The organism is Gammaproteobacteria bacterium (assembly GCA_030949385.1).
In the GTDB taxonomy this organism is placed as follows: Bacteria; Pseudomonadota; Gammaproteobacteria; order JAUZRS01; family JAUZRS01; genus JAUZRS01.
In genome coordinates this window covers 368,428-380,961 of record JAUZSP010000006.1, presented here as the reverse complement: position 1 = coordinate 380,961, position 12,534 = coordinate 368,428, and the positions used below count along the sequence as shown (strand labels likewise).

The window sequence follows — 12,534 nt, the reverse complement described above, 5'->3', positions numbered from 1 at the left end:
GTTCGTGATTTACCTTGTGGGCAAAAAATTAAAATTCAGTTTACAACGCTACTTCATCAACTCCGTTTCCGGCATCGGGCGGGATTTCACCAGCTGATCCAGCTCCAGCAACGTCTCCAGCAATTCCTCCATCTGATCCAGTGGCCACGCATTCGGGCCGTCGCTCAAGGCCTTGGCTGGATCAGGGTGGGTCTCCATAAACAGACCCGACACCCCAGCGGCCACCGCCGCCCGTGCCAGCACCGGCACAAACTCACGCTGACCACCAGAGACATTACCCAACCCCCCCGGCTGCTGCACCGAGTGGGTAGCATCAAACACCACGGGGCACTCGGTTTGGCGCATCACCGCCAAAGAACGCATGTCAGAGACCAAGGTATTGTAACCAAAGGAGACCCCCCGCTCACAGACCATGATGTTCTCATTGCCCGTAGCACGGGCTTTATCCACCACGTTCTGCATGTCCCAAGGGGCCATAAACTGCCCCTTTTTGATGTTGATTGGCTTGCCGGTCTTGGCAACGGCTTGAATAAAATTGGTCTGGCGACACAAAAAGGCCGGAGTCTGCAACACATCCACCGCCTCGGCCACTTCGTCCAGCGGCGTGTCTTCATGCACGTCGGTCACCACCGGCAGGTGCAGTTCGTGGCGCACCTTCTGCAAAATCTTCAGCCCCGCATCCATGCCCAAGCCGCGAAAACTGCTCAAGGAGGAGCGGTTGGCTTTATCAAAAGAGGATTTATAGATAAAGGCTACATTGAGATTTTCACAGATCTCTTTAAGCTGCCCTGCGGTTTCCATCGCCAATGCTTCCGATTCAATCACACAAGGGCCTGCCATCAAAAACAGCGGCTGATCCAGACCCACATCCATACCACAGAGTTTCATCGCTTAACGCTCCCGATTTTTATGGTCTAAAGCGGCCTGAATAAAGCCGATAAACAGCGGATGAGAATCACGGGGGGTGGAGGTGTATTCAGGATGGAACTGACAACCGATAAACCACGGATGATCTTCCAGCTCCACCACTTCCACCAGCGAGTCATCCACGGATTTACCCGAAAACGTCATGCCCGCCTGCTGCAACGGCTGCAAGTAGTTGTTATTGAACTCATAACGGTGGCGATGACGCTCCACAATCGACGCTTCGCCGTACACCCGACGAATGTTAGAACCCTCTTGCAACTGGCAACGCTGACCACCGAGACGCATGGTGCCGCCCAGATCCGTATCTTCAGAACGGCTCTGCTTCTCACCGCTTTCAGTCTGCCACTCGGTGATCAGGGCGATCACCGGCTCGGCGGCCTCGCGGTTAAATTCGGTGCTGTGCGCCCCTTCCAAACCCGCGCAGTGGCGGGCAAATTCAATCACCGCCACCTGCATCCCCAAACAGATGCCCAGATAGGGGGTTTTGTTTTGACGCGCAAAATGCGCAGCTTCAATCTTACCCTCCACACCGCGATTACCAAACCCACCGGGCACCAAAATCGCATCCAATTCCGCCAAACGATCATCGCCTTCGGTCTCAATCTGCTCGGCATCCAGATAGACGATCTTGACCTTGGTGTGCAGTTTACTGCCCGCGTGAGAAAGGGCTTCATTGAGGGATTTATAGGATTCGGTCAAATCGGTGTATTTACCCACCATGCCAACCGTGACTTGATGTTGCGGGTGCGCCATCGCTTCCACCACCGCATCCCATTCGGTCAAATCTGCCGCTGGAGCCGGAATGTGGAAGCGTTTCAGCACGATGTCGTCCATGCCCTGTTTGTTCAATTCGTGGGGCAAGCTGTAGATGTTCTCCACATCAAAGGCGGAGATCACCGCCGCTTCTGCCACATTAGTAAACAGAGCAATTTTGCGCCGCTCCTCGTCAGGCAGGGGCAACTCAGAGCGGCAGACCAAAATATCAGGCTGAATGCCGATGGAGCGCAGCTCTTTAACCGAATGCTGAGTCGGTTTGGTTTTCAGCTCACCCGCCGAGCTGATGTAGGGCACCAGCGTCAGGTGCATAAAAAGGGCATTTTCATGCCCCATCTCAAGGCCCAGTTGACGAATCGCTTCCAAAAACGGCAAGGACTCAATGTCACCGACGGTACCGCCGATCTCGATCAAGGCGATGTCTGCCCCTTCGGAACCGGCACGCACACGGCGTTTGATCTCATCGGTGATGTGTGGGATGACCTGCACGGTGGCACCCAGATAATCACCACGGCGCTCTTTACGAATCACGCTCTCGTAAACGCGACCGGTGGTGAAGTTGTTTTTCTGGCCGGTGGTGATGCGCATAAAACGCTCGTAATGACCCAGATCCAGATCGGTCTCGGCACCGTCTTCGGTGACAAACACCTCACCATGTTGGTAGGGGCTCATGGTGCCGGGATCAACGTTGATGTAAGGGTCGAGCTTCATCATGGTGACGCTTAAGCCACGAGCTTCAAGCAACGCGCCCAGAGAGGCCGCTGCGATGCCTTTGCCAAGAGAGGAGACCACACCGCCGGTAACAAAAATAAATCGTGTCATATTGAGTTCAATTGGGAGAGTTAATCCGCTTAATTAAGGGCTGTAAAATCGCTGCGCAGCGTAGCAGAAAGCGCCTTTAAGCACAATTTCAAAAACACACTGGTAAAATCAAGTAATTGATTTTTAATGTTTTTTACTTTTCGAGGCACGGGTGTCAGACCGCCTGAGTTTGAACCCAGCGATCAATTGATCTTCACGATAAATCGGCGCTTGCTGTGAGGTTTGTTATGGAAGAGATTTGGCTTCCTTAAAGTGGTTGAATCAGGTAGGGGAAGATCACGCTGCTGTGGTTTAGAAATTAACGCTTAAGTGTTGGATTTGACCCTATTACAGCCAGACTTACCTACCCAGCCAATGCATTTAGAACAGCTTTGGGTTCTTTTTCTACCACATTTAAAAGAACCAACGCTGCTCCCTGAGGAACTCTATCGCCACGCTCCCAATGCCGCAGTGTACTGACACTAATCCCAAACGCTGAAGCAAACTCAACTTGGCTCATCGCCATTTTAGTTCTTATATTCCTTACATCAACAGGACTAAACTCGTGAACAATTGCTTTAGAAACAGTTCCTGTTGAATAATCTATTGCTTCGTTTAAACCCTGCTTAATACTTTCAAAGAATTCAGACATCGGTATCACCGTAATTTTTAACCAAGATTCGCATGATTTTAGCTAATTCATTTCTTTCGGCTTTAGAAAGATTAGCCTGCTCACTTTTACCAAATACTGATAAAAGGAACACTGGTACAGTTTCATTGTGATAGTAATACACGATTCGAACGCCTCCGCTTTTACCCTTGCTACCAGATGCCCAGCGAAACTTCCGAATACCGCCAGTGCCTTGCATAATCACACCTGAGCGGGGATGTGCAGCCAAATAAAGATTTAAAAACTTTATTTGTACATTTTGCCATAGAATAGTCATCGCTAAAACTTGACCCATCCAACACATCGGTTTATGCCATTTTTTTCATATGCTTATAATCTTGAATTGTTTCAATCTCTTCTTCCTCAATTCGTTGTGCTTTATACAACTCCCATCTCATTTGCAGTGTCAACCAAAAATCAGGGGATACAGCAAAAAACTTTGACAAACGCAAAGCGGTGCTGGGCGTAACCCCACGCTTTTGATTTACCAGTTCATTAATACGCTGATAAGGAACATGGAGTGCATCTGCCAATTCACGTTGAGTGATGTTCATTGGCAGTAGAAACTCCTCCCGTAACATCTCGCCCGGATGAGTTGGCTCTCGATCTGTTGGAATCCGCATCTATTTCACCTTTAATGATAATCCGTTATTTCTACATCGGTTGGCCCAAACTCACCCCACGAAAAACAGATCCGATATTGTTCGTTAATACGGATGCTGTATGAGCCAGCCCTATCTCCAAAAAGGCCTTCCAAACGATTGCCTGGGGGTACTTTCAGTTCTTCCAAATTTTGGACTGAATCTAATTGATCCAACTTTCTTGCCGCAATTCGCCATAAAGTTTGAGGGCAAGCCTTGCGCGCCAACTTTGAATTAACACCGTTAAAAAGGTCTTCTGTTGGCTTATCTTTGAAAGAAACAATCATAATCACATGATAACATGGACTCCATGCTAATCATCACCGCAACCAATTGATCCTCAAAATAAATCAATGGCAAACGCTCGCGCTGCCACGGGGGGATTTTCGCCTCTTGAAACCATTTTTTCAGTGGCTTGCTCACGCCCCGCCCCGCCAAACGCAGCACCTCCCCCCCTTGGCGAAAAGCGACCGTTACAGAAACACCGCGAGGCAACACCAACCCCAGCTCCCTCAACAACTCAGGCTGCAACGGCTCCGGCAGACCTTCAATACTCAAAGGGTGTTGTAAATCCCACGGATAACGTCGGCTTGCATCCCATTTTTGCAACGGCGGCATGGCGTAAATACGGCCATCAAAACGACGCAACTCCACGCCCGGCCAATGAACCAACGGCTGACGATCCTGCGCCGCCACCAACAATTCAGCACTCACCCGCTGCAACTGCGCGTGGCTCGGTGTGGGCAAGTTCAACTGCGCCAACCAGTAACGCAGCAGATTGTTCAAACGTGGCAAAGAGAGCTGGTGTAATGCCACCACCGGCAAACTCTCTTTTCCGTAGCTTGAATTGTGCTGCAACTTAGCCAGATCCTCCACCGCCACCTCTTGCAACAGCGCATTGGATTCCGCCACCCGCTCCGTGGCACGAGCGAGGGTTTTCACCGCCCCCAACCAGCGTTCACTGAGCCGAGGCATGATCTGATGACGCAAGTAATTGCGGTCGTAATCGAGCGATTGATTGCTCGGATCTTCCCACCACGACAGGCTGTGCCGCTGAGCGTAGGCCAATACAGCCGCGCGTGAATAGGTGAGCAATGGGCGTACTAAATGTCCCTGAGCAAAGGTTCGACACTCGGCCATCGCCGCCAAACCACTCAAACCACTGCCGCGCAACAGACGCAGCAATAGGGTTTCCGCTTGATCGTCTTGATGGTGCGCGGTCAATAACAGACCACCCGCTTGCAGATGTTGAGCAAACACACGGTAACGCGCCTCACGCGCCGCCGCCTCAACACCTTCCTTGCCTTGCGGTTGAGCGTTCACCCGCTCAATCACACAGGGCATCGCCAGCGTTTCACACCGGTTTTGGCAACCTTGCGCCCACAGATCCGCCTCGGATTGCAAGCCGTGATGAACGTGTATCACTTGAAGGTTAGCGGATTTAAAAAAAGGATCGTGGCAAATCTGTGCGAAGGCGTGCAGCAACACCACCGAATCCAGACCGCCACTGAGTGCCAACAAATAATGAGGCGCTGGCGGCTGTTGTTGCAGACGACGGAGCAGAAATTCAGCTTGGAAAGCGGCAGGCATTAAGGCAAGCGCATAAGATCAGGAGGTAATCTTATGCTTTAAGCGAATCAGGAAACGTCGTTGACGTTACCGATGGAGCAGAGACGTTCGTAACGCAGCTCCAACAGACGCTCTTCGGGAATGGCCTGCAACTGTTCAAGGGTCTCCAACAAAGAGTGCTTTAGAGACGCGGCAATGGCATCCATATCACGATGAGCACCACCGAGAGGCTCGGGAATAATGCGATCAATCAGACCTAACTCCTTCAAACGCTCGGAGGTGATGCCCATCGCTTCGGCGGCATCGGGGGCTTTATCGGCGCTCTTCCACAAGATGGACGCACACCCCTCAGGTGAAATCACCGAGTAGGTGCTGTATTGCAACATGTGGGTACGATCCCCCACGCCGATGGCCAACGCACCACCAGAGCCACCTTCACCGATCACCGTACAGATCACCGGCACACTCAGATCCGCCATTTCAAACAAGTTACGCGCAATGGCTTCGCTCTGACCGCGCTCCTCTGCGCCCACTCCTGGATACGCACCGGGCGTATCAATAAAGGTCAAAATCGGCAGACGAAATTTTTCCGCCATCTTCATCAGACGCAGCGCACGACGATACCCTTCAGGACGCGGCATACCAAAATTACGCTTCAGCTTCTCTTTGGTATCACGGCCTTTTTGATGGCCGATCACCATCACCGGCTTGCCGTCGATGCGTGCCATACCGGCCACAATCGCCGCATCATCCCCGTAAGCACGATCACCGTGCAACTCTTGGAAGTCGGTGAAAATACGTTCAATGTAATCAAGGGTGTAAGGACGCAGCGGATGACGCGCCAGTTGAGAGATCTGCCAAGGAACCAATTTGGAAAAAATCGATTCGGTTAAGCTTTTACACTTCCCCTGTAGATCGGAAATCTCTTCGTTAATGTTGATCTCGGCATCGTCACCGACGTAACGCAACTCTTCAATTTTCGCCTCAAGCTCGGCGATGGGTTGTTCAAACTCAAGAAAATTTGGATTCATTATTCTGTGTCTTGTTGCACATAAAAAGGCGTTGCAATGATACACCGAGCCACCTGCCACGGCCAGCGGCTTAATCAATCTTGGGCTTTTTATCCATTTTGGCTTCCACCACGGTCACGGTCACGTTGTCACGCGCACCTCGTTGCAGCGCCAACTCAACCAGAGCCGAGCTGGCTTTTTCCACCGAGCAGCAACCCAACAGAGTGGCAATTTCATCGTCAGCCACTTCGTTATTCAGACCATCGCTACAGAGCAAAAACAGATCACCTGAACGCACATCGAAGCGCCCCAGATCCATCTGCAAATGAGTATCCACCCCAACCGCACGGGTAATCGCACTGGAGATGGGCAAGGCTTCGGCCTGCTCACGATTCATAATACCTTGCGCAATCAACGCCTCCACTTGACTGTGATCGCGGGTCAAACGCTGCAAAATATGATTACGAAACCGATAGATACGGCTGTCGCCCGCCCAGAGACAAACACAATTGTTCTGCTCGGCCAATAAAATCGCCACCGTACTGCCGATGATGCGTTTACGGCGCAACGCGGCAATGTTAATCAACTGCTGATTGACCTTCTGCAAACGCTCACAGACATCCGCAACCAAGGCGTTTAGGTCTGCCGCAACAGAGTCCAAACGCAAGGAGTTGACCACCATCTGGCTGGCCACATCACCGGAAGCGTGCCCTCCCATGCCGTCGGCCACCACCCACAGCCCCATCTCACTCAGAGAGAGACAGGAATCCTCATTTAATTTACGCACTTTTCCCACATGCGTACGACTGGCCGAAGACCAGACAAACGAACCGGCACTGCTTATCATCGGCACCACTGTTTTTAAATGGCTGAAGTTTTGAACCCACCTCTTATCCTATGGGTTCTCCTTGATCTCCTCCTTCGATCCCACTCAAAAGAGGAAATTTTTTCGCCACTATAGCACAACTCATTCGTACAGCAGCTGCACCTGTTCCGCGCCCAGCAACTGACGCAAATTCAATAACAGCTCATCATCGGGTCGAATTGACCAGTTGCCAGCCAACAACAAACGCGCTTGAGCTGCCTTCGAGCCGTACTCCACCAAAACCCGACAGCCCTCATCAGAACGAAACGGGCTTAACTGCACAGCCAACGCTGGAATCAAGTCTGCGCTTAACTGTTCACTCTCCAGAGACAGCGACACCCCTTTCACGTACCTCGCACGCGCCTGATTTAGAGTGTAAATCGTCCGCGCCCGCAAGCGAAAACCGCCATTAAAATCATCAATGCCCAAACCGCCCTCCGCCACCAGCACCTGATCCATGACAATGCGATCCGCATAACGCTCGTAATCTTCAACGCCGATGACCACATCCACTCGACCACTGCGATCATCCAAGGTAGCAAAGGCCATCTTGCCCCGCTGCGTGGGGCGAGTGCGAAAGGCAATCACCAAGCCCGCCAACAGAACCTGTTTGTCTTTTTGCCGATAACGAGAGTCGGGCGCAGGATTGGCTGGCGCATCCAGCTGCGAACAGAGGTGATGAATACGCCCCGAGGTCATCTGATCCAGCTCTTGCAGGTGCTGCTCAATGGGGTGACCGGTGAGGTACAATCCTAAGGTCTCCTTCTCCCCTTGCAGACGCTGGCCATCGCTCCAATCGGCTTGCACTGGAATCTGCTCTGATAAAGAGGCCACGGTCTCACTCTCAAACGCAGCAAACAGATCATCAATACCCACAATCAGATTACGCTGCTGCTGCTCCGCCGCCTGCAGTGCCGCAGGCAAACGTGCGGTCAACGTGGCACGATTTTCCGCCAAAGAGTCCAGCGCACCGGATTTAATCAGCGAGTCCAAAACACGTTTATTAACCTTGCCGCCCATAATCCGCAAGCAAAAATCATCCAAGCTCTTAAAGTCGCCCTGCTGATCCCGCTCCGCCAACAGATTCTCCAGCGCCGCCTGCCCCACACCCTTAATCGCGCCCAAACCGTAGAGGATTGTTTTATCATCCAAGGCGGTAAACACGTATTTGGAGCGATTGATGTCCGGTGGCCCAACGTGCAACGTCATCTGTTCGCAATCTTCCATCATGATCACCACCTTATCGGTGTTGTCCATATCCGAAGAGAGCACCGCCGCCATGTAAGCCGAAGGGGAGTGGGATTTGAGCCACATGGTCTGATAAGAGACCAGCGCGTACGCCGCCGAGTGAGATTTGTTAAAACCGTACTTGGCAAATTCCGCCATCAGATCAAAGATGTGGGTCGCTTGCGCCTCCTCCACGCCATTTTTTACCGAACCCTCGGTAAAAATCGCCCGCTGCTGATCCATCACCTCGGCTTTTTTCTTACCCATCGCCCGACGCAGTAAATCCGCACCACCCAAACTGTAACCGGCCAGCACCTGCGCAATCTGCATCACCTGCTCTTGATAAAGGATCATGCCGTAGGTGGGTTTGAGAATCTCTTCCAGATCAGGGTGCGGGTAGCTGACCTTCTGCAAACCCTTTTTACGCGCAATAAAATCATCCACCATGCCCGAGCCCAGAGGGCCTGGTCGATAGAGTGCCACCAACGCCACGATGTCCTCAAAACAATCCGGCTGCATTTTTTTAATCAGCTCTTTCATGCCCCGTGACTCAAGCTGAAAAATCGCCGTGGTCTCAGCACGCTGCAACAATTCAAACGCCAAACGGTCGTCCAAAGGCAAGCGGCTGATGTCCAACGGCTCCTCTGCACTCGCCTCGCGCTGGAGATTAATCGCCTTCACCGCCCAATCAATCACGGTCAAGTTACGCAGACCAAGGAAATCGAACTTAACCAGACCCACCGCCTCCACATCGTCCTTATCGAATTGAGTCACCAGACTGCCGCCACCGGCCTCACAATAGAGCGGTGAAAAATTGCTCAGTTCCGAGGGCGCAATCACCACCCCACCGGCGTGTTTACCGGCGTTGCGCGACAGCCCTTCCAAACTCAGCGCCATCTCCAACAGCGCCGCCACTTCTTCATCTTCTTCGTTGAGCTGCGCCAACTCCGGCGACTCTTGCAAGGCTTTGCTCAGGGTCATGCCGATCTCAAAGGGGATCAGTTTGGCGATGCGATCCACAAAGCCATACGGATGCCCCGAAACCCGCCCGACATCGCGCACCACCGCTTTGGCCGCCATCGAACCGTAAGTGATGATCTGTGAGACTTTTTCCGCGCCGTAACGCCTCGACACATAATCAATCACCCGATCTCGGCCTTCAACGCAAAAATCAATATCAAAATCGGGCATGGAGACCCGCTCAGGATTCAAAAACCGCTCAAAAAGCAGGTCATAAGCCAGCGGATCAATGTCGGTGATTTTCAGCGCATAGGCCACCAACGACCCCGCACCGGAGCCACGCCCTGGCCCCACGGGCACATCGTTGTCTTTCGCCCACTGAATAAAATCCGCCACGATCAAGAAATAACCGGGAAAACCCATCTGAATGATGACCCCCAACTCCTCTTTGAGGCGCTCATCGTAGACCACTCGCTGCTGCTCAAAATCCGGCGCAGAGCGATCCAACAAACGATCCAAACGCCACTCCAAACCCTCTTCTGAAAGCTGGCTAAAATACTGCGCTTCGGTCAAACCATCAGGAATGGGAAAATCAGGCAGATAATAGGTTCCCAGTTCCAGAAGAAAATTGCAGCGTTTGGCAATCTCCACGCTGTTTTGCAACGCCTCGGGCAGGTCGAAAAACAACACCTCCATCTCTTCAGCAGAGCGCAAATACTGTTGGTCACTGTAATTTTTTGTTCGGCGTGGATCATCCAAAGTGCAGCTTTGGTTAATGCAGACCCGCACTTCATGACCGGCAAAGTCCGTCTGCTGCAAAAAACGCACATCGTTACTGGCCACCAAAGGCACCTTCTGCTCTGCCGCCAAGGCCACCGCAGCGACAATGTACGCCTCCTCTTGCGGTCGTCCTGTGCGCTGCAACTCCAAATAAAAGGCATTGGGAAAACAGACTTGCCAGCTTCCCAGCCGCTCTGCTGCCAACGCCTGATTACCCGCCAACAGCGCTTGCCCCACATCGCCCTCACGCCCCGCCGACAAGGCCAGCAAACCCTGACAGCTCTCTGCGTTCAACCAATCGCGCTGCAACACCGGAATACCGCTCTGCTGGCCGTGCTGATAACTGCGCGACACCAGCCGTGAGGCACTCAAATAACCGTCGCGGCTCATGCAAAGCAAAATTAAACGAGACACCCCTTCGCCTTCCGTCGCCTGCACCCAAACCTCCACGCCAAAAATCGGCTTGAGACCCGCAGCCAGAGCAGCACGCTGAAACTTCACCATCGCAAACATGTTGCTCTGATCCGTCAGCGCCACGGCGGGCATGTTCAGCTTAGCCACTTCGGCCATTAAAGGTTTGATGCGGTTGAGACCATCAACCAAGGAGTATTCGGTGTGCAGATGCAGATGGACGAACGAGGTCATATTGGCTCAATAACGATGATTGGGCCGACGAGTTTAAGGCTAAAAGGGCTATGAAGAAAGGCTGAGGAAATGCGCAGGGCAACTCAAAACGTGGCTAGGAGGAGGTTATTTTTTTCATTTTTTCAATTAAAGCCCGCTCTGCTTGCGGCTCCTCACTGCTGTTGCGGCACAGTTCAGCCTTCTGCTCCAGCTCATCCTGCTCGGCTTCCAAACTCAGTAACGAAGCAGGCTCCACCACCGGCTCGTGGCTCACCTTATCAGCCACTTCCAGCAAATTAACTTTTTTAGTCACCCCAACCAAGGTGGCTTCAATCACCGCGATGTGTTTTTCATAGGACAGTAATTTTTTTTTCAGATCCCACAGAGAAACTGCCGTATAAACCAGCAACGACAGGGCAATAAAAAACAGCAATAGGGGCAACACGGTCATCAAAATTCCTCAGAGAGATCTTGGTCAAGCAAGCGAGACAGCTCAACCAAAATCAACAAAAATCCTTCTCGGCTAACAATACCATGAATGTAACGAGCAGACTCTTCATTGCCAACATTAGGCGGTTTGCCCACTTCATCCTGTTGAACCTCCACCACCTCACCGACACTGTCAACGATGATTCCCACCGTTTGCTGGTCCATTTCAACAATGATGATTCGAGTTGATTCATCGGTCTCACGAGATGGTAAACCAAAGCGGTTTCGAGTATCAAGAACACTGACCACATTGCCGCGCAAATTGATGATGCCCATCACATATTCTGGCGCACCTGGAACGGGAGCAATATCAGAAACCCTCAACACCTCCTGCACCTGCATCACATTAATACCGTAACACTCACCTTCCAGATAAAACGTAACCCATTGCGCTTCGTAAAGAGAATCGACCTCAACCACAGCATTCATAACAGCTCCCTAATTTACAAGGTTATTGGTGATGTAATGATGATATTGCTCACAGCTTCGTGAATAACCGTCCAAATGAGACACCGGCAGAGACAACATGCTGGCGTTTCTTAGCTTAGTGTCCACTGAAATCACATCACCGTGCAGGTAATCGCCGTAACGTTCTTTAATGTCCCGCAGTGAACGTCTTGAAGCGTTGGTACGCCGATCGTACATGGTGGGCAAAACATGCCAATTCACTTCTGGTTTGGTCTTTTTTATCATCTCAATGGTGGAGTCCATTTTAGCCAAACCTTGCAGAGCCAAATATTCGGTCTGCACCGGCACCACCAACACATCACCCGAATAGATCACATTGATCATAATCAACCCCAACGTGGGCGGGCTGTCGATCAAGATAAAATCGTATTGATAAACAAATTTTTCCATATTTTTTTGCAACACCGTGCCCATGCCTTGTTTTAACCCCAGATCCCGCTCCAACATCGCCAAAGCTGAACAGGCTGGAATCAAATCCAACTTATTCACCTCGGTTTGCAAAATCAATTTGGAAGGCGAAAAAGGTTTATCTTGAAACAAGACATAAGAACAACGACTGGAACGCTCAGGAGTCAGGCGAAAATAAGAGGTCATCGAGGCATTTGGGTCTACATCAACCAACAAAACTCGATAGCCCATTTGCACCAAAATCCCACCAATAGAGACCACCGTAGTGGTTTTACCAACACCGCCTTTTTGACTCGCAATGGAAATTATTTTTGCTTTCAT

Annotated in this window: 13 protein-coding genes; all 13 read right to left on the bottom strand. The window is 51.5% G+C overall.

Features of this window, described 5'->3' with window-relative positions:
• Positions 1-48 precede the first annotated feature (48 nt).
• Entirely contained in the window at positions 49-888 is an 840-nt protein-coding gene (gene kdsA, locus Q9O24_09125; GenBank protein ID MDQ7075294.1) for a 3-deoxy-8-phosphooctulonate synthase, read from the bottom strand.
• Positions 889-891: 3 nt separating this feature from the next.
• Positions 892-2,523, bottom strand: a complete 1,632-nt coding sequence (locus Q9O24_09120; GenBank protein ID MDQ7075293.1) for a CTP synthase — start codon at positions 2,521-2,523, stop codon at positions 892-894.
• A 343-nt stretch (positions 2,524-2,866) separates the two neighbouring features.
• Positions 2,867-3,154 carry a NadS family protein gene (gene nadS, locus Q9O24_09115; protein ID MDQ7075292.1) on the bottom strand — a complete coding sequence of 96 codons (288 nt, stop codon included), beginning with the start codon at positions 3,152-3,154 and terminating at the stop codon, positions 2,867-2,869.
• Positions 3,147-3,449, bottom strand: coding sequence for a type II toxin-antitoxin system RelE/ParE family toxin (locus Q9O24_09110; protein ID MDQ7075291.1), 303 nt, complete (start codon positions 3,447-3,449; stop codon positions 3,147-3,149). The genes nadS and Q9O24_09110 overlap by 8 nt, the downstream gene beginning before the upstream one ends.
• 31 nt (positions 3,450-3,480) lie before the next feature.
• On the bottom strand, positions 3,481-3,795 hold the full coding sequence (locus Q9O24_09105; protein MDQ7075290.1) for a HigA family addiction module antitoxin: 315 nt from the start codon (positions 3,793-3,795) through the stop codon (positions 3,481-3,483).
• A gap of 11 nt (positions 3,796-3,806) precedes the next feature.
• Positions 3,807-4,100 carry a type II toxin-antitoxin system RelE/ParE family toxin gene (locus Q9O24_09100; protein MDQ7075289.1) on the bottom strand — a complete coding sequence of 98 codons (294 nt, stop codon included), beginning with the start codon at positions 4,098-4,100 and terminating at the stop codon, positions 3,807-3,809.
• Entirely contained in the window at positions 4,078-5,403 is a 1,326-nt protein-coding gene (gene tilS / locus Q9O24_09095; protein ID MDQ7075288.1) for a tRNA lysidine(34) synthetase TilS, read from the bottom strand. The genes Q9O24_09100 and tilS overlap by 23 nt, the downstream gene beginning before the upstream one ends.
• Positions 5,404-5,450: 47 nt before the next feature.
• Positions 5,451-6,413 (bottom strand): acetyl-CoA carboxylase carboxyl transferase subunit alpha, encoded by a 963-nt coding sequence (accA, locus tag Q9O24_09090; GenBank protein MDQ7075287.1) that lies wholly within the window; start codon positions 6,411-6,413, stop codon positions 5,451-5,453.
• Positions 6,414-6,483: 70 nt separating this feature from the next.
• Complete coding sequence (locus Q9O24_09085; protein ID MDQ7075286.1) at positions 6,484-7,239, bottom strand: protein phosphatase 2C domain-containing protein; 756 nt, start codon at positions 7,237-7,239, stop codon at positions 6,484-6,486.
• A gap of 120 nt (positions 7,240-7,359) precedes the next feature.
• Positions 7,360-10,869, bottom strand: coding sequence for a DNA polymerase III subunit alpha (gene dnaE / locus Q9O24_09080; GenBank protein ID MDQ7075285.1), 3,510 nt, complete (start codon positions 10,867-10,869; stop codon positions 7,360-7,362).
• Positions 10,870-10,963: 94 nt separating this feature from the next.
• Positions 10,964-11,299, bottom strand: a complete 336-nt coding sequence (locus Q9O24_09075) for a hypothetical protein (protein MDQ7075284.1) — start codon at positions 11,297-11,299, stop codon at positions 10,964-10,966.
• Positions 11,299-11,766, bottom strand: coding sequence for a chemotaxis protein CheW (locus Q9O24_09070; GenBank protein MDQ7075283.1), 468 nt, complete (start codon positions 11,764-11,766; stop codon positions 11,299-11,301). Before Q9O24_09070 ends, Q9O24_09075 begins: the two co-directional genes overlap by 1 nt.
• Before the next feature lie 9 nt (positions 11,767-11,775).
• Entirely contained in the window at positions 11,776-12,534 is a 759-nt protein-coding gene (locus Q9O24_09065) for a ParA family protein (GenBank protein MDQ7075282.1), read from the bottom strand.